Source organism: Neisseria sp. P0008.S010 (assembly GCF_051962715.1).
Lineage (GTDB): Bacteria > Pseudomonadota > Gammaproteobacteria > Burkholderiales > Neisseriaceae > Neisseria > Neisseria elongata.
On sequence record NZ_JBQCVA010000045.1, the window covers coordinates 1 to 17,779 of the forward strand.

Below are 17,779 nucleotides of genomic sequence, written 5' to 3' on the forward strand. Positions count from 1 at the left end.
GCAGGACGGCTTTGAACATGGACAGCAGTGGATAGGCGGGACGGCCGCGGTGGTCTCGAAGGTAACGGGTTCTTTGACGATTCAGGTACTGTTCGATCGGTTGCCAATCAATCACCTGATCCAACTTTAATAGCGGGAAGCGGTCGATGTATTTGGCAATCATGGCTTGTGCGGTTTGCTGGAAGAAGGTGCTCATGGAAAATCCCCTAAATGTCTTGGTGGGAATTTAGGGGATTTTGGGGGGATTTTGCAAAGGTCTCAAGTGATGTGTTGCTTATCGTATCGCTTGCCGTCATCATGCAGCTGTACCAATTACCTGGCAGTTTATTGGCAGCAATATATTTTTATTTTAATCAACGACAGGAAATGTCCCCATGCAAGATAGCCTAACTCCCTTTATCGAATTTCGTGGCGTAGGCAAGCAATATGACGGTAAATATGCTGTGCGCGATTTGGATTTGACCATTTATCAGGGGGAATTTTTCGTGTTGGTGGGTGGTTCGGGCAGCGGAAAATCGACCACGCTACGCATGATTAACGCGCTGATTGAACCGACCGATGGTAACGTTTATCTGCACGGCAAACGGATTAAAGATTACGACATCCGCCAGCTTCGCCACCAAATCGGTTACGTATTGCAGCAAATCGCCCTGTTCCCCACCATGACCGTAGCGGAAAACATCGAACTCATGCCAGACGTACTGGGGTGGCCGAAAGCAGAACGCAAAACGCGTGTGAATGAATTATTGGAACTGGTGGAACTCGACCCCGCGCACTACCGCGACCGTTATCCGCACGAACTTTCCGGCGGTGAACAGCAGCGCATCGGCATTTTGCGCGCCATTGCCGCCAAGCCCCAAGTTCTGCTGATGGACGAACCGTTTTCCGCGCTTGACCCACTGGTGCGCACCGTGCTGCAAGACCAAATTGCCATGATTCACCAAAAATTTGGCACCACTATCGTTTTTGTTACCCACGATATGCAGGAAGCGGTGAAACTTGCATGCCGTATCGGTGTAATGCATAACGGCAAACTGGTACAAATCGGCACACCTGAAGAAATCAAAAAGCAGCCGGCAAACGATTACGTGCAATCGCTGTTTTCCACCGCCGACGCACCCGATGCCGAACGCATCATCCACCGATTCTTACGGTTGGATAAACAGGGACAGGAAGCTGTGAGAAGGGCAGTGTTATAGTGGATTAACTTTAAACCAGTACGGCGTTGCCTCACCTTGCCGTACTATCTGTACTGTCTAATGAATTTGACAATATATATGTGTCCTTCAGTGGTGGCAAAGACAGCGGCCTGCTGCTGAATCTGGTGCTGCAATATATGCGTGAGCATGGTATCAACCGCAGGATTGCGGTGATGCACCAAGACTTTGAGGCACAATACACCGCCACCACCGATTACGTTACCCGCACCATGCTGGGTAATGCCGACCTGATACGGCCGTATTGGCTGTGCCTGCCTATGGCGGTGGACACGTCCGCCAGCATGTTCGAAACCCACTGGTATCCGTGGGAACGGGGGAAGGAAGAACTATGGGTACGGCCTATGCCGGATTACGAATGCGTTACTAACATTGAAAATCAACAATTTGATTTTTATCAGGAAGGTATGCATCAGGCCGACATTTACAAACAATTCGGCCGCTGGTATCACGACCATGAATGCGGCGGAAAAGGCAAAACCATAGGCTTAATTGGCATCCGTGCGCAGGAAAGCCTAAACCGTTGGCGCGCCATCAACTAAGATAAAAACACACACCGCAACCTGCAATGGACCACCCATAATCCGGACGGCACTTACACCGCCCATCCGATTTACGACTGGACATTTGAGGATGTCTGGATTGCAAACGCCAAATTCGGCTTTGATTACAATGAGATTTACGACCTGATGTATTACGCGGGCGTAAATCCTGCCCAAATGCGGGTTGCCAGCCCGTACAGTCAGGCCGCCCTAAGCGGCATCAATATGTACCGCGTTATCGAGCCGACCATTTGGGCCAAGCTGATAGGCCGCGTCAGCGGTGCCAACTTTGCCGCCATCTACGCCAATACCAAGGCCGCCCGCCCAGATCACCCGGACGGGGTATCGGAAACTACCTGGAAAAGGTGGGAAGCGGGAAAGAAGGAGCTGCCGCCCGACATGCAGGAACATCTGGAAAAAATCGAACAAAACCTGCAAAACACACTCGGTGCCGTGGCCGAGATGCCGCGCCAAACGGAGGGTGGGGCGGGTATCACCTACCACGGGGGGAAGATGCAATCTCCCGACCTTGCCTACCACCAGCAACTTGCCGCCGCCGTTTGGGCATACGCCATTGGCGTCAAAACCAAGGACTTGGATGATGAGTAATTCTACAACCCAGCACAGTAAGGGGTTGCGGGCGGCATCAGCCAAAGCGGCCATGCGGAAACGCCTGTCAAACCCGAATTACAAGCAAATCAGCATAGGTGGAAACAGTGAGGTTATTGAACGATTTATAGCCGCACTGGACGGTACGGGCGAAGTTGGCAGAATCAATCAACTTAAGGTTGTACTGGATAAATTGGAAGAACTTTGATTTTATAATGTTCTATGCCAATCTATGACAAACCCCGCGCAAAATTTAGCTTACCCATCATCTTTTACCTAAAATAATCCCCGTTTAATAGTCTGTTAAACGGGGATTATCTTATACCTTTAAGAGTCGCATGCCGCTTGCCGTCAGAACTTATAAATCAGGTGGTCATCGTAGCTTGAATTACGGTTGATGGTGCTGCTCACAGTCAAGGTTTGGCTGCCTGCAAAACGCTCCCATCCGGGCAGGCGCAGTTCGGCTACGAGGTCGAGATAGGCGGGTAGTTCGCTGCGGGTGCTGGAGAAGAAGACAAATGGCGGCCGCACCATTGCCATTAGTCGCAGGAACTCGACCATGCCGAAGTAGGCTGCCTTGCGGTAGTTGCCCTGCTGGGTGCAGACGTAGGGCGGGTCGAGTACCAATAACGTGCGCGGGTTGCCGATATGTTGCGGTATCAGCTCGCGGTAGGATTGGCCGACTATCTCCACGTCTTGCAGGTAGTCTTGTGCCTCGGGGTAGTCGCTGAGGCTGATGCAGTTGTACATGGTTTTGCGGCATAGCTCGTCCAAAGAGGCGGCGGTGTTGCCGCTGAATAGCAACCATGAAACCAAGCAGTCGAGGTCGATATAGCCGCCGAAACTGCGGATGGCGGCCACGATGGCGGCCTTAATCGCCGGCGGCACCAGTTTGCTGCGCGGCACGGGCTCCAAGATACCGGCAAGCAGGCGGCGCAGGCGGTTGATGTCGGGAATGTGCTGCAGGCGTGCGCTGTAGCCGTCGTAATCGTTATAAATAACGCGGGCGGCCGGTTTGCATTGTTTGGCGGTATGCGATAAGAGGCCGGAACCGCCGAAGGCGTCTAAGATTGTCCAATCCTCCCCATCGCCGGGGATATGCTCATTTAATACCTGTTTAAACAGCTTTAAAAAGTTACGTTTTTGGCCGGTGAACGGTAGTGGGGCTTTGCGGTACATAAGTGCCTTTCTGCGTGGTGGTCGCAGTTTCGGCACTCTGGGTGCTCTGGGTTGTTAAAGAACTGAATTGGTTTACTGTTTTGCAGCGTTGGCACTTAATTTGCACGGTGCCGCTGCCAACGGCCAGTAATTTGCTGCAGGCTGCGCAGCGCAGTTCGCGGTAGATAGTCATGGTGCATGGTCTCCGATTGGTTTACAATCGCCGCCGCCTGTACAGGCAAGACGGCCTCGAAGTCATGCGGGTGCTTTCCGCTTGGCTGGCGCATCGGTGTTCCCGCACCGGTGTGTCGCCGTCCCTCTTTAGATGAGATATTTCTTATTGTATGTTTTCAGACGGCCTTTTCGGGCCGGTCGTACTGCATCAAACCAGCGGCAGGTCGGTAACGGCCAAATCGGGCGCGCGGCCCGTGATGCGGTTGGTGTGCTGATCGTAAAACACCCGTCCGCCCGCCTCTGCTTCGCCTGTCAGTATCAGGTTGCCGCCCGTTTGGCTTTGTGCCGCCCAGGCATTGCCGCCGAGGTGTCCCGTGATTTTCGCCACCCCCGTGCTTTTCCTATCCAAGACGGCATTCAGCCTTTGCAAGACGTTCATTTTCAATCTTTCCCTTATTTGTCCATATAGCGGTCGATAACCGCGCTTTGTGTGATTTTCGGCGCGCCGTTTTCGGTTTCGACGGTCAGCGTGATGCCGGTAATCACGCCCTGCCAGTGGCCTTCCGGTTCCTGTATCTGCCAGATTTGGCCGAGTTGCGCAAAGGGGATGCCGTATTTTTCCGATACGGGCATCAGCACGGTTTCGGTTTTGTGGATGCCGGTATCGCTCAAGGCCGCCATGCCGGCTGCTGTTAAAACGTCGGTATCGGTGTAGAGGGTATCGGTCAGGGCGGCGGCGCGCGGTTCCCGGCTGCTGCCCTGCCGGTATACGTCGCCGGCGCGGCCTTTGGCGTGCTCCGCCCAGACGAATACGCCGTTGCAGCGTTCGGAAACGGTACGCCGCCCGTTGATTTGCAGGATGACGGACGACGGCACGGTGGCGTCGGGTGCAGCTTCGGCAATCTGCCAGGCGGCCTTCGGCCAGCGCGATTTGATGCGGACGACGGGCAGGTGCGGGTCGCTTTCGATGAAACCGCCCGCCGCTTTGGCCAGCTCCTGTAAAACGGCCATCGGTGTTTTGCCGGTCACGGCGTAGCTGCCGCCCGCCACCAGCCAGTCGGAGATGTGCCAACCGATGACTTTAAAGCCGCTAAACTCAAGCTGTGCGTCGGCGATTTGTCGGGCATAGACGGCGTTTTGATAAGTGCCGCTGCCCGGTTTGCCGTAATCCGCGCCGAGGTAGGCGGTCAGGCTGCGGCCTGAAACGGTGTAGTCTTTTTGCCCGAAGCGGCGGGTGTCGCCGTATTCTTCGGCAATAAAGGCAAAGGTATGGCCGGCGGCTTCCACGGTGATGACGGCCTCCTTTCCCTTATCGCGCCCGTCCATATTCAGGCGGGCGAAAGAGTCGGGCGGCAGGGTGACGGAGCATTGCCAGCAGTAGCCGCCGGTGTCGGCGGCAAAGGATGCGGCGAGGATGTCCAGCGGTTTGCCGTTGTCGAAGCTTGCGGTAACGCGGTTGAGCATGATGTAGGCCTTTCTGACGGGCACGCCCTGCACGGTATGGCAGGCGAACGCAAGGGGGATGCGGCCGGGGTCGTGGCCGAGTTTCTTGCGCCTGAAGCGCAGGTGCATGCGGTCGGCTTTCGGGCGCGGTTCACAGATGTAGGTTTTGAGGCCGTCGGGCTGCGGTTCGGGTATCGGCAGCGGGTAGTATTCGCACGGCGGGATTTTGGCCGCCCCATTTTCGGCGCGGCGGCAGGTGTGGATGCCTGCGGCGGGAGCGCGCGCCCGGTGCGGCATATGCCCGCGCCGTCCGTTGCACCGTGGCGGGGACGGATACAGGTTTTCAGACGGCCTGCGGCGGTTTGGGCGGCAGATATACAGCGGTAGCGCGAGGCGGCGGCAGCGGTCGTGCTTCGGCCGCAGTATCGCAGCGGCGGGGCATCCTTGCTTGCGGCGCGGGTGCAGCCTGCGCGATGGACGGAAGGGGTATGGTTTAACGTGCGGCCGAGGTACAGGGCGGCAGTATCCGCCGTTGCCGCCGTGATGCAGGCTGCCGGGCGCGGTTTTGCCGATGCGTGTGTCCAGCGCGGCCGCGCCGGTATCGTTTATTACCGCCGCCACCTCTTTGCCGGTATAGGCCTGATAGGACACGGTTACGGGGGCGGCTTCCAGCCCGCCCGTTACCACCGCCGCGCCGCGCATGTAGTCAACACGCCCCTGCGCCTGCCCTTTTCCGCCGCCTCGCCCATCCGCCGCAAGGGAAAACAGCTTCGCAATATGCTCGAAGCCCGGCATCTTCGCCTGAGTCAAAACAGTAGTAATCGCCGCCTCCTTCGATACGCCCGCTTCGGCCATTACCCGCTCAACCGCCGCCAGTACACCGCGGCGCGATGATTCGCATAAACGCTGTTGCTCGGTCGAACCATCGACAATACACACCGTTTCAGGCAGGACGAGTGGGGTTTCTTCATTCCTGACGGCGGGTTTGCCTTCCATCTCCGTGGGCGAGGGTAAATCTTCCAGTCCGCCCAAGGCCTCCTCCAGCTTCCGCGCCTGAATCTGTTTCATCACATCGGGCGGCGGGGCATATTCACGGCGTTTGCCGTTTTTGCCGCCCTTACCAGCGACTTCGATGAAAGGCCAGGATTCTTTCTGAACCCTTATTTGAATGCCGCGTTCGGTACTTGGTAGAATTTCCAAACTCATTTTATAAAGTTCAGAAATAGAATAATGCGTTTTCATGCCGCTGCCTCTTTATATAAGTGTGCGTAGCGCGGGCGGATGCGCCGCCCGTCTTTTGTCCACCGCTCCGGCCACAATTTGTGCAGCGGCTTGCCCAAAACCTCGGCAATTGCCACCTCGCCCGCAGTCGAAGGCTTCCTTAAAGCCTGACGCACCGTGCTTTCGCCGACACCCGCCATCGCAGCCACATCGGCAAGCGACAGCCCCTTCATCTTGATTTCAGCCCTAATCAGTTCCGGGTGCATAAACAACCTCCTGTTAAATATTAGACGGGGCGGATGAAATTCCACGTATCGGCACTCAGTCCGGCAGTGCATGCGTCGTAATAGTTACCGCCAAACACTTCTTTTTTTCCGTTCAGCCATACAATCAGGTGCTTTTTGGCTTTTCCACGCCCTTGGGCAAAGATTCGCCCTACCGTGCTTTCCTGATTTGTATTCCAATCATTCATTCTCATAACATTTGCAACATGTTTCATTTTTTAAGTCCTTTCGCATTTGTTGAATATTTCAATAAAACTGCTTAATCGGCCGTCCGAATCATTTTCAGACGGCCTGTTAAACAGTCTCCTTCCTGACGGGTCGAATACCCGTCTTTTTTCGGCTTTTTTCCAAATTGTTAAAGAGCATCGCAAAATCGGCTATACTGCTTTAAAGCTGTCGTTTCGCTGTTTTTAAAATCATAGAGTATAGAAATATATTTCGCAACTCTTATTTCGGCACTTTTTTCGGTACTTCTATTTAACAAATTGATTTATATTGAAATTTATTTTTCTATATTTTTCGGTACTTTTTAGGAAAGTTCGGAACTATGAATGCGTGGTTCAGTGCATCAGATTTAGAGGTTCTAGCCAAATCTGCAGATTTGAAAACCCTGCCCAAAACAGAAAGAGGAATATCTACAAAAGCTAAAAGAGAGGAATGGCCATTTGAAAAAGTAGATGGAAGAGGAGGACCAGGGGGGAAGAAGACCATTTTTCAACTTCCAACCTATGTTATTGAAGAGTTAGAAAAAAAAGGATTATTGCACCTGATAGACGGAGCAGAAAGCGGCGTTCGGGAAGAAACCCAACTAGAACAAACGGCCTTACCGCCAGACATTTTTCCGTATATGGAATGGGCATCCCGTCAGGACACCAGTAAAATCGTGCCCGTTCGATACTACAAAGAAGTCTTCGCTAGCGCGGGGGCGGGGGCAATACCGTGGGATACCGATCCTGAAGCAATGTGGTTTCGCACCTCATTTTTCCAACACCTGAGACTGACGCCTGCTGACTGCTTCTGTACCCGTATCGATGGCGACAGCATGTTTCCCACCCTTATAGACCAAGGCACCGTCATGTGGCAATCCGTTGCCCAATACACCCGCGAAGGCATCTATTTATTCCGCCAACACGACGAACTGCGTGTCAAGCGTCTGCAACGCCTGACCGCCGATACCCTAAACATTATCAGCGATAACCCAAACAAATCCATCTACCCCACAATCCAACTAACCCTAACCGCCGATAACCCTGACGAGTTCCAAATTCTCGGAAAATACCTCTGGGACTGCGGTATCGCGCCGTGATGGTTTTGTTTGTTTACTGTCAGAACTTTGACAAGTTTTGCGCGATTTTTTGCATTTTCAAATTTTGCCGGCTTTTCTTCTATTTTTCTGTTTTTATTAAAATTCCACCCTTTTTTTTCGTATTCCCCACTATGACAAAACTAACACCACCCCACAGCTGGGTTTGCTGATTCCGTTTGTCGGTATCGGTTCGCCGCCCGTCTTGATTGCGCTCACGCTATACGCGCTGCTGCCGATTTTTCAAAATACCTATTTGGGGCTGACCCAAATCGACCAATCGATTCAAGATGCGTACACCGCATTCGGCCTATCGCGTTGGCAGTCGCTATGGCGGATTGAGCTGCCGATGGCGCTGCCTGCCATGATTTCTGGCATCCGCACGGCGGCGGTGCTGATTGTCGGCACGGCAACGCTGGCGGCGTTAATCGGCGCCGGCGGCTTGGGCAACCTGATTCTGCTCGGCATCGACCGCAACAACATGACGATGACGTTTACAGGCGCATTGCTCTCCGCGTTACTAGCTGTCGGCGTCAGCGGCATGATCGGGCTGTTGCAAAAATCGCGACGCAAGTTGCCGATTATTCTTGCATTGGCGGTAGGCTTCGGCGCACTCGGTCTGTCGCAAATTTCATTTACACCTGCCACGCAAAATGTGGTGATTGCCGGCAAAATGGGCAGCGAGCCTGATATTCTGATTAACATGTATAAATTATTGATTGAACGTGAAAACCCGAATATCAAAATCACACTCAAACCCAATTTCGGCAAAACCACCTTCCTGTTCAACGCGCTGAATAGCGGCGAAATCGACATTTACCCCGAATTTACCGGCACGGTGCTGGAAACCTTGGTGCAAGTGCCGCCCGAACAGAAAAACCGCCGCCTGTCGCCCGACGAAACCTATCAACTGGGCAAACAATTATTGGCAGAACAATATCGGCTGGAATTTCTACCGCCGATGTCTTATCAGAACACTTATGCGTTGGCAGTCAAAGAAAGCTACGGCGCGGCGCGCCAACTGAAGACAATCAGCGACTTAAAGCAGGTTGCGCCCGATATCCGAGCAGGTTTCTCACTGGAGTTTACCGACCGGGCAGACGGCTACAAAGGCATGCAGGCTGCCGGTATCACGTTAAAACATATCGTCCGCCTAGAGCCCGCCCTGCGCTATACGGCGCTGCTGAATGACAAAATCGACTTGGTGGAAGCCTTCTCCACCGATGCCGAATTGAAGCAATACCAGCTGCGCCTGCTGAAAGACGACATTTCCCTGTTCCCCGCCTATCAAGGCGCACCGCTGATGAAAGCCGGATTTGCCGCAAAAAATCCGCAAATCGTGGCCGCGCTGAACCGCTTGGCAGGCAAAATCAGCGAAGCGGAAATGAGCGAAATGAACTACCGCGTGAAAGTGAAAGGCGAAAGCGCGGAACACGTGGCGCGGGATTATTTGGAGAAGAATGGGTGGTTAGGAAAGTGAAATGGCAGTAAGCTACCTGAAACCCAAAAAGCAGCCTGCACACCAAAACCCTTCATCAACCACCCTTAAAGGATATACCATGAAACAATACCTCCTTCCCATCATTGCCGCACTGCTGCTGGGCGCGTGCACGACGTACACCTACACGCCAACCCTGTTCCGCCAAGAGCGCATATTGGGTTTTTACGGTGAGAAGGCGGGCACTAGCAGCAGCACCAAACCGCAGATGTACATCATCACCAACAAAAACGAATACAGCATCGCCCTGCCGCCTATTTTCCAAGCGGCGCAACAGGCGGGTATTTTCAATGATGCCGTCCGCTACCGGCTCTCTATGGGTAACCCCTCCGGCAAATACTACGTCGGACTGGATATCCTTTACCCGTACAGCGAGAGTCGTGAGAAAAACCTGCAAGCATTTGAGATGCAACTGAGAACCCGAGGCATTACTGCCGAGCTTGGTCAAGAGTTTCGTGTATCTAAAACGGACGACGGTAAATCTATCTACGTATTTGTTGCGGCGGACACCAACTGGCAGCAGGTCAAACTGCAAAACCGCGAAGCGCTGCTGGCACAAAACCGGCTGGCAACCCCCATCACTCTGGAGATTCGTGAAGAGGGCCGCACGCAGCGTTCGGTCAAACCGCTGGATGGCAGCTCAGTCGGCATGTTGCTGTTAAGCCCGATATTGGTTCCCGCCATCCTCTTCACCGGTGGACTCAAGCCGTCGCGATAAGCGCCTAACCCGGCCGCAACCGGGTGTAGGCTGCTTTTTGAGCTGATGGGAATATCATTGCTTAAAGGGCATCGGCAACGCTGTACCAGATTGAATTTAATTATAAAAAGCAGCCTGCACCTGAAACAAAGAACCTTTTTCAGGCTGTCCGAACCATAACACAAAGAAAACCCACCATGAGCCTCACCATCACCGGAACGCGCCATACCGCTACCACAATGTAACCGTGGAAGAAGCCTTCGCCAGCCGCAAAGCTGCGTACCTTGACACGCCTGCCAAAGGCAAACTTGCCGCCGTTTCAGACGACTTGCCGCAGTTGTTGGAACGTGAGCCGCGCCGCTTTGTCGAAGTGGTTGAAAGGATATTTACCGAAGGAAAGGCAAACGACTAAAGCGTAGTGAGTTTGTTTGATATACAGAGGCCGTAATAATATTATAGGTTGATAGGGAAGGAGCAAACTGAGCGGAGAATCAAGAATCTTAGAATAAAGCTGTTTATTAGAATATCACGGTATATAAATTAACATAATATAAGTTATGCGTAATTAAGTTTCAGCTTCACGCAGCCTTGGCAACCGCAGTGTTTTCACTTTGAAACCAAGCCAAACGATGATGTAATGCCGCCACTTCGCCAATAACAATCAATGCAGGTGTGGCGGCATTTGCCGTTAAGCACTGCAAATCGGACAGTACGCCTGTTGCCACGGTTTGATTTTGCCGCGTTCCGTTACTGATGACGGCGCAAGGCGTATCGGCGGCACGGCCGTGGCGGATTAGCCGTGCGGCGATATTTTCCGCTTTGATGGTTCCCATATAGACCGCCAAAGTCTGGTTGCTGCGGGCAAAGCTCGCCCAATCTACATCGCTGCCGTCGGCCTTGCATTGCCCGGTGATGAATTGTACGGATTGCGCGTAATCGCGATGCGTCAGCGGGATGCCCGCGTAAGCCGCCGCGCCGACGGCCGCAGTGATGCCGGGAATGATTTTGAACGGGATGCCTGCCTCGGCCAGTATCTGTAATTCTTCGCCACCTCTGCCGAATACAAACGGGTCTCCGCCTTTCAGACGTACCACACGGCAGCCTTTTTGGGCATATTCGAGCAATAAGGCATTGGTCTCTTCCTGCCGTACTTTATGGCCGCCCGCCCGTTTGCCGACGTTGATTTTCTCCGCATCTTTCCGAATCAGGCGGAGAATATCCGTGCTGACCAAGGCATCATATAGCACTACGTCGGCCGCCTGTATGGCCTGAAAAGCATGGATGGTAAGCAATCCGGCATCGCCCGGCCCCGCGCCGACCAAGGTAACAAAGCCTTGCTGCGTCTGTTTGGCGGCCAGCTCGGCCTTTAACTGCAAATCGGCCTGCGGACGGTTGTTTTGGGTGCAGTAATCTTGAAAACGTCCGGCGAAAAGCTGTTCCCAAAACTGGCGGCGTTCGGGGAGGCTGCCGAATTGCCGTTTGACAGATTCGCGGTTTTCGCCGGCAATTTGCGCCATCAAGCCGATATGCTGCGGCACCAGTTGTTCGATTTGAAGGCGGAGCCGACGTGCCAGCACGGGCGATGTGCCGCCGCTGGATACGGCGATTTGGACGGGCGAGCGGTCAATCACCGCAGGCACGATGAAGCTGCACAATTCCTGCCTGTCCACTACATTGACCAATTTGTTGCCGCGTTCTGCCGCATCGGCCACCCGTCGGTTTAATTCTTCATCGTCGGTGGCGGCGATGACCAGCACTGCCTGTCTGATGAGGCCGTCTGAAAAACTTTCGGCAATGCGGCAAATCCTGCCTTCTTCTGCCCATGTTTGCAGGTTTTCGGTCAGTTCCCGCGCTGCCAGCAAGACTGTTGCCCCGGCATCCAGCAGCGATTGGATTTTGCGCTCGGCTACCGTTCCGCCGCCTACAACCAAAACAGGCCGGCCGCGAAGGTCGGCAAACATGGGGAAGTAATTCATGTCCGTATGTCCTTATCAATGGTCGTTCCATTTTAAGAGGCCGTCTGAAAAGGTAGAAATACCGTGTTTGTCTTTCCTTATAACGAAAGCGGCACATGGCGTTTTGAGGCCGTCTGAAAACCGTGCGGCAACATTTCAGACGGCCTTGTGTTAAAATCCGCAAGTTTCCGATTCCGACTGACTTTAACCTTTTCTCCGATTATGACCCAAGACAAAATCCTCATCCTCGACTTCGGTTCGCAAGTTACCCAGCTGATTGCCCGCCGCGTGCGTGAAGCCCATGTTTATTGCGAGCTGCATTCTTTCGACATGCCTTTGGACGAAATCAAAGCCTTCAATCCGAAAGGCATCATCCTTTCCGGCGGCCCTAATTCCGTTTACGAATCCGACTATCAAGCCGATACCGGCATCTTCGATTTGGGTATTCCGGTTTTGGGCATCTGTTACGGAATGCAGTTTATGGCGCACCACTTGGGCGGCGAGGTGCAGCCCGGCAACCAGCGCGAATTCGGTTACGCGCAAGTCAAAACCATCGATAGCGAACTGACCCGCGATATTTACGACGACGCGCCGAATACGCTGGACGTATGGATGAGCCACGGCGACAAAGTATCCAAACTGCCCAACGGCTTTGCCGTCATCGGCGATACCCCGTCATGCCCGATTGCCATGATGGAAAACGTCGAAAAACAATTCTACGGCATCCAATTCCACCCCGAAGTGACCCACACCAAACAAGGCCGCGCCCTGTTGAACCGCTTTGTCTTGGACATCTGCGGTGCGCAACCGAGCTGGACGATGCCGAACTACATCGAAGAAGCTGTTGCCAAAATCCGCGAACAGGTCGGCAGCGACGAAGTGATTTTAGGTTTGTCCGGCGGCGTGGACTCTTCCGTAGCGGCCGCGCTGATTCACCGCGCCATCGGCGATCAACTGACTTGCGTGTTCGTTGATCATGGTCTCTTGCGCCTGAACGAAGGCAAAATGGTGATGGATATGTTCGCCCGCAACTTGGGTGTGAAAGTGATTCACGTCGATGCCGAAGAGCAATTCATGGCGAAACTCGCCGGCGTTAACGACCCTGAGAAAAAACGCAAAATCATCGGCGCGGAATTTATCGAAGTATTTGATGCCGAAGAGAAAAAACTCACCAACGCCAAATGGCTGGCGCAAGGTACGATTTACCCCGACGTAATCGAATCCGCAGGTGCAAAAACCAAAAAAGCCCACGCCATCAAATCGCACCACAACGTCGGCGGCCTGCCTGAAAACATGAAGCTCAAGCTGCTTGAGCCTTTGCGCGACTTGTTCAAAGACGAAGTGCGCGAACTGGGCGTCGCTTTGGGCTTGCCGCGCGAAATGGTGTACCGTCATCCGTTCCCAGGCCCCGGTTTGGGCGTACGCATCTTGGGCGAAGTGAAAAAAGAATACGCCGATTTGCTGCGTCAGGCAGACGACATTTTCATCCAAGAATTGCGCAACACTACCGACGAAAACGGCACGTCTTGGTACGATTTGACCAGCCAAGCCTTCGCCGTGTTCCTGCCCGTCAAATCCGTCGGCGTAATGGGCGACGGGCGCACTTACGATTACGTCGTCGCACTGCGCGCAGTCATCACCAGCGACTTCATGACCGCACACTGGGCAGAACTGCCGTACTCACTGCTCGGCCGCGTGTCCAACCGCATCATCAACGAAGTCAAAGGTATCAACCGCGTGGTTTACGATGTAAGCGGCAAACCGCCCGCCACGATTGAGTGGGAATAAGCCGAACCGCAACAGGCCGTCTGAAACCCCATTTTTCAGACGGCCTGCATGCCCAACCGCCCTACCCGCCCCGATTATTATGAATACTCCAAATGCCCCGCAGATGCTTGCCTCCGTCGATTTAGGCTCCAACAGCTTCCGCCTGCAAATCTGCCAAAACAACAACGGCCAGTTACAAGTCGTCGATTCGATTAAAGAAATGGTGCGCTTTGCCGCCGGATTGGACGATAAAAAATATCTCGACGAAGCCTCGCGCCAGCGCGCCCTCTCCTGCCTGTCCAAATTCGGCGAACGCCTGCGCGGCTTTTCCGCAGAACAAGTGCGCGCCGTCGCCACCAACACCTTCCGCGTGGCAAAAAACATTGCCGAATTCATCCCGCAGGCCGAAGCCGCATTGGGCTTCCCCATCGAAATCATCGCCGGACGCGAAGAGGCCCGCCTGATTTACACCGGCGTGGTGCATACCCTGCCGCCGAACGGCGACAAAATGCTGGTGGTGGACATCGGCGGCGGTTCGACGGAATTCGTCATCGGCAGCGACATCCAGCCCATGCGTACCGAAAGCCTGCCGTTGGGCTGCGTAACCTACAGCATGCGTTTTTTCCAAAACAAAATCGACGAAAAAGTCTTTCAGACGGCCATCACCGCCGCCCGCACCGAAATACAGCGCATCGCCAAAGCATATAAGGATACCGGCTGGGATTTCGCCGTCGGTACTTCCGGCTCGGCAAAATCCATCCGCGACGTATTGGCGGCCGAAACCGGCAACACCGAAGAAACCATCAGCTACCCCGGCATGAAAAAACTGATGCAGCGCATCTGCGAAGCCGGCAGCGTGAAAAAGGCCAAATTTGCCGGATTGAAGGCAGACAGGCTGGAAGTATTCGTCGGCGGTTTGGCTGTGATGCTGGCCGTGTTTGAAGAATTGGGCGTGCAAACCATGACCGTAACCGATGCCGCCCTGCGCGACGGCGTGTTCTACGACTTCATCGGCCGCAGCCTGAACGAAGACATGCGCGAACAAACCGTTACGCAGTTCCAGCAACGCTACCACGTTTCCCTCAGCCAGGCCGACCGCGTGGCGCATACCGCCTCCATCCTGCTCGAAAGCCTTGCCCAAAACGCATCAGTACAAGAACTCAACCACTGGCGGCAATATCTCCGCTGGGCGGCCAAACTGCACGAAATCGGCATCGACATCGCCTACACCGCCTACCACAAACACACCGCCTACATCCTCGACCAGGCCGACATGCCGGGCTTTTCCCGCCGCGAACAGCAAATCCTCTCCGTCCTCACCCTCGGCCAGCGCGGCGACGTGCGCAAAGTAGTGGAACAGGCGGGCGGCAACACCATGATGTGGTACGCACTCTTCGCCCTGAGATTGTCCGTTCTGTTCAACCGCGCCCGCCTGCCGCTGACCCTGCCGCAGTTCACCCAACTGCGCAGCCCCGCCCCATCCTCCTTCATATTGCGCATCAGCGGAAAATGGCTGGAAGAAAACCCGCTGACCGCAGGCGCATTGGCGGAAGAACATGAGCAATGGGCGAAAATCAACATCCGTTTCGACATCCAGGCCGTCTGAAAGAACAAAATGTCCGATAACGAAGAAAACTGCGACTACACCCTCAACCAAATCCTGCATGCCGCCCTGCTCTCCCGAGGCTACACCGTCCGCGAAGAAGAAGGCAAACTGCTGCCCGCATTCAAAATACCCGTTGCCTTCGATACACTGGCCTACATCAACAGCCGCAACAACGGCAGCACCGTTACCCGCCTCGACGTGGAAACCCGCCTGCCCGACGGCCGCCTGCTCTACGAAGCCTATGGCGACATCGGCGGCAGCATCGAAAAAGCCCTCAGCGCGAATTGGGACAACTTTGAAAAAAGCGCGCTAAACCTCATGCTCGACGCCTTCAATCAAACCGGCGGCGCAGAAACCTGGACGCTTGACGGCCTGCCGTTTGCCGCCTATATCGGCAGACCCACGCTCAAATTTACCGGCGGCAAACCGCAATGCCCAACCGAACCGCTCATCGGTGCGGTTAAAGAAGCACTGAAACGCACCCGAATCGGCAACGCCATCCACTTCGTCCGCTTTTACTACTGCCAAATCAACGGCGAAGCCGAAAGTGTGGAATTCATGCTCGACAACCAAAACCTGCCCTTTGCTGAACAGGCACTCGCCCGTTTGGACTGGCCGAAACGCGAGGCCTTCTACAGCCTGCGCCTGTTCTTCATCCTGATTCCGGAAAAGGCCGTCTGAAAAACCTTTTGCGGGAAAACCATTGACTGCATAGCGAAAATACCGCATAATCCGCGCCTTTCGCGCCGGATTGTCCGGCCAAACCGAATTTTCCGCCGCGCCCTGCCGGCACGGCCTTGTTAGGAGGTGATGTTTTCATCACGGCGCATGCCCCGCCCTGCCCTTTGCAGACAGCGGCATAACAACAGATTTACGCCGTCCCTTTTTTCAGACGGCCCCACTATTAACGAAATATCCGAAATTTGAAGGAAATAAAATGCCTACTATCCGTGTAAAAGAAAACGAACCTTTTGAAGTTGCCATGCGCCGTTTCAAACGCGCCATCGAAAAAACCGGCCTGCTGACCGAACTGCGCGCGCGCGAAGCCTACGAAAAACCGACTACCGAGCGCAAACGCAAAAAAGCGGCTGCTGCCAAACGCCTGCAAAAACGCCTGCGCAGCCAACAACTGCCGCCGAAAATGTACTAAGCCGAAACGCTTATCCGTTTTCAAAAAAACACCGCATCCGTTTGCGGTGTTTTTTGTTTTATAATGCCCGCTTTCCGATTCGAACAAGGAAACCAAAATGACTTTGAAAGCCAAACTGACCGAAGACATGAAGGCCGCAATGCGAGCCAAAGATCAGACGGCACTCGGCACAATCCGCTTAATCAATGCCGCCATCAAACAGTTTGAAGTGGACGAACGCACGGAAGCAGACGATGCGCGCGTTACCGCAATACTCGGCAAAATGATCAAACAGCGCAAAGACTCGGCCAAAATCTATGCTGATGCGGGCAGGCAGGATTTGGCGGACAAAGAAAATGCCGAAATCGAAGTATTGAACCGCTATCTGCCGGAAATGCTGTCCGAAGAAGAAATAGCCGCCGAAGTCGCCGCCGTGCTGTCGGAAACCGGCGTATCGGGCATGGCAGATATGGGCAAAGTGATGGGCGCGCTGAAAATCAGGCTGGCAGGCAAAGCCGACATGGGCGTGGTCAATCAGGCGGTGAAGGCCGCCTTGAGCCGCTAGGCAGACAGCCATGCGCCAATCTTCGCTTTTTTTCCCGCTGCTGCTGATTACCGTCGGCGCGGCCTGGTTTCTGAAAAGTACCGACATCCTGCCCGCCACCTTCACCTTAATTGCCGCCGCTTTCGCCACGGTCGGCGTGCTGGTGCTCCTGATGGACGGCATCAATAAGCAATCGGTCGTTGCCGGCCCCCTGCTGGTGTATGTCGGAGCCGCGATATATTTGCGAAACACTTATTGGATTGAGCTGTCGCCGCTGATTGCCTTGGGCATGATGATATTCGGCTGCCTGCTGTTGCTCTCCCGCAGCAGCCTGGTGCCGTATAAAACGCAGAAAAACCCGCCGCAATACTAGCTAAAATAAGAAACAGGCCGAGACCTTTGCAAAATACCTCTCTTCACCTTTTCGCTGACAGCCGGAACCTAAACAAAGATTTTCGGCTGTTTTCGCCTCCCCCAATACCTCCTGATTTTACCCAAATACCCCCTTAATTCTCCCCTGATACCCCATAATCAGGCATCCGAGCCGCCTTTTAAGCGGCAACAGGCACACTTAGCCTGTTAGCCGCTTTCAACAGGTTTAAACACATCGCCTTCAGATGGCTTTGCGCACT

Annotated in this window: 20 protein-coding genes and 2 pseudogenes; 14 read left to right on the top strand and 8 right to left on the bottom strand. The window is 54.1% G+C overall.

Annotated features, from left to right (window positions below; translation table 11 throughout):
• Nucleotides 1-196 (bottom strand): annotated as a pseudogene (locus ACTHSL_RS10140) (IS5/IS1182 family transposase); the annotation flags it as partial.
• A 178-nt stretch (nt 197-374) separates the two neighbouring features.
• Here ACTHSL_RS10140 and ACTHSL_RS10145 point away from each other — a divergent pair.
• The 4 genes from ACTHSL_RS10145 (at nt 375) to ACTHSL_RS10160 (ending at nt 2,576) form a co-directional block, all read left to right on the top strand.
• Nucleotides 375-1,199, top strand: a complete 825-nt coding sequence (locus ACTHSL_RS10145; RefSeq protein ID WP_440381306.1) for an ABC transporter ATP-binding protein — start codon at nt 375-377, stop codon at nt 1,197-1,199.
• Nucleotides 1,200-1,279: 80 nt separating this feature from the next.
• Entirely contained in the window at nt 1,280-1,759 is a 480-nt protein-coding gene (locus ACTHSL_RS10150; RefSeq protein WP_440381307.1) for a hypothetical protein, read from the top strand.
• 147 nt (nt 1,760-1,906) lie between these two features.
• On the top strand, nt 1,907-2,368 hold the full coding sequence (locus ACTHSL_RS10155; RefSeq protein ID WP_440381308.1) for an Aca2/YdiL-like domain-containing protein: 462 nt from the start codon (nt 1,907-1,909) through the stop codon (nt 2,366-2,368).
• Nucleotides 2,358-2,576, top strand: a complete 219-nt coding sequence (locus ACTHSL_RS10160; protein WP_141742860.1) for a hypothetical protein — start codon at nt 2,358-2,360, stop codon at nt 2,574-2,576. The genes ACTHSL_RS10155 and ACTHSL_RS10160 overlap by 11 nt, the downstream gene beginning before the upstream one ends.
• A 143-nt stretch (nt 2,577-2,719) precedes the next feature.
• Here ACTHSL_RS10160 and ACTHSL_RS10165 read toward each other — a convergent pair whose 3' ends face one another.
• The 6 genes from ACTHSL_RS10165 to ACTHSL_RS10190 form a co-directional block, all read right to left on the bottom strand.
• Nucleotides 2,720-3,547, bottom strand: coding sequence for a hypothetical protein (locus tag ACTHSL_RS10165; protein ID WP_440381309.1), 828 nt, complete (start codon nt 3,545-3,547; stop codon nt 2,720-2,722).
• Entirely contained in the window at nt 3,504-3,719 is a 216-nt protein-coding gene (locus tag ACTHSL_RS10170; protein ID WP_440381310.1) for a zinc finger domain-containing protein, read from the bottom strand. Before ACTHSL_RS10170 ends, ACTHSL_RS10165 begins: the two co-directional genes overlap by 44 nt.
• A 189-nt stretch (nt 3,720-3,908) precedes the next feature.
• A complete protein-coding gene (locus ACTHSL_RS10175) occupies nt 3,909-4,139 on the bottom strand; it encodes a hypothetical protein (RefSeq protein ID WP_440381311.1) in 231 nt (76 codons plus the stop codon).
• Between the two features lie 14 nt (nt 4,140-4,153).
• The gene (locus tag ACTHSL_RS10180; RefSeq protein ID WP_440381312.1) at nt 4,154-6,349 is read right to left on the bottom strand and encodes a hypothetical protein; all 2,196 of its coding nucleotides are present in this window, start codon (nt 6,347-6,349) and stop codon (nt 4,154-4,156) included.
• A gap of 32 nt (nt 6,350-6,381) precedes the next feature.
• Nucleotides 6,382-6,630: a helix-turn-helix domain-containing protein gene (locus tag ACTHSL_RS10185; protein ID WP_074894028.1), complete on the bottom strand. Its 249-nt coding sequence runs from the start codon at nt 6,628-6,630 to the stop codon at nt 6,382-6,384.
• A 20-nt stretch (nt 6,631-6,650) separates the two neighbouring features.
• The gene (locus tag ACTHSL_RS10190) at nt 6,651-6,863 is read right to left on the bottom strand and encodes a hypothetical protein (protein WP_440381313.1); all 213 of its coding nucleotides are present in this window, start codon (nt 6,861-6,863) and stop codon (nt 6,651-6,653) included.
• Between the two features lie 332 nt (nt 6,864-7,195).
• On the opposite strand from ACTHSL_RS10190, the gene ACTHSL_RS10195 reads away from it, so the two are divergent.
• The 4 genes and pseudogenes from ACTHSL_RS10195 (at nt 7,196) to ACTHSL_RS10210 (ending at nt 10,558) form a co-directional block, all read left to right on the top strand.
• Entirely contained in the window at nt 7,196-7,954 is a 759-nt protein-coding gene (locus ACTHSL_RS10195; RefSeq protein WP_440381314.1) for a S24 family peptidase, read from the top strand.
• Between the two features lie 157 nt (nt 7,955-8,111).
• A pseudogene (locus tag ACTHSL_RS10200) lies at nt 8,112-9,431 on the top strand (ABC transporter permease/substrate-binding protein); the annotation flags it as partial.
• A gap of 79 nt (nt 9,432-9,510) precedes the next feature.
• Nucleotides 9,511-10,167 (top strand): hypothetical protein, encoded by a 657-nt coding sequence (locus tag ACTHSL_RS10205; RefSeq protein ID WP_440381315.1) that lies wholly within the window; start codon nt 9,511-9,513, stop codon nt 10,165-10,167.
• Nucleotides 10,168-10,393: 226 nt separating this feature from the next.
• Nucleotides 10,394-10,558: a hypothetical protein gene (locus tag ACTHSL_RS10210; protein ID WP_440381316.1), complete on the top strand. Its 165-nt coding sequence runs from the start codon at nt 10,394-10,396 to the stop codon at nt 10,556-10,558.
• A 166-nt stretch (nt 10,559-10,724) separates the two neighbouring features.
• Here ACTHSL_RS10210 and cysG read toward each other — a convergent pair whose 3' ends face one another.
• Entirely contained in the window at nt 10,725-12,122 is a 1,398-nt protein-coding gene (gene cysG, locus ACTHSL_RS10215; RefSeq protein ID WP_440381317.1) for a siroheme synthase CysG, read from the bottom strand.
• 201 nt (nt 12,123-12,323) lie between these two features.
• Between cysG and guaA the strand changes: the two genes are divergently transcribed.
• From guaA to ACTHSL_RS10245, 6 genes are all read left to right on the top strand, one after another.
• The gene (guaA, locus tag ACTHSL_RS10220) at nt 12,324-13,889 is read left to right on the top strand and encodes a glutamine-hydrolyzing GMP synthase (protein ID WP_440381318.1); all 1,566 of its coding nucleotides are present in this window, start codon (nt 12,324-12,326) and stop codon (nt 13,887-13,889) included.
• A 79-nt stretch (nt 13,890-13,968) separates the two neighbouring features.
• Nucleotides 13,969-15,474: an exopolyphosphatase gene (ppx, locus tag ACTHSL_RS10225; protein WP_440381319.1), complete on the top strand. Its 1,506-nt coding sequence runs from the start codon at nt 13,969-13,971 to the stop codon at nt 15,472-15,474.
• A 9-nt stretch (nt 15,475-15,483) separates the two neighbouring features.
• Nucleotides 15,484-16,155, top strand: a complete 672-nt coding sequence (locus tag ACTHSL_RS10230; protein ID WP_440381320.1) for a DUF6348 family protein — start codon at nt 15,484-15,486, stop codon at nt 16,153-16,155.
• 256 nt (nt 16,156-16,411) lie between these two features.
• Entirely contained in the window at nt 16,412-16,624 is a 213-nt protein-coding gene (gene rpsU, locus ACTHSL_RS10235; RefSeq protein WP_003770158.1) for a 30S ribosomal protein S21, read from the top strand.
• 97 nt (nt 16,625-16,721) lie between these two features.
• A complete protein-coding gene (locus ACTHSL_RS10240) occupies nt 16,722-17,168 on the top strand; it encodes a GatB/YqeY domain-containing protein (protein WP_440381321.1) in 447 nt (148 codons plus the stop codon).
• 10 nt (nt 17,169-17,178) lie between these two features.
• Nucleotides 17,179-17,520 (top strand): hypothetical protein, encoded by a 342-nt coding sequence (locus tag ACTHSL_RS10245; protein ID WP_440381322.1) that lies wholly within the window; start codon nt 17,179-17,181, stop codon nt 17,518-17,520.
• Nucleotides 17,521-17,779: the final 259 nt, after the last annotated feature.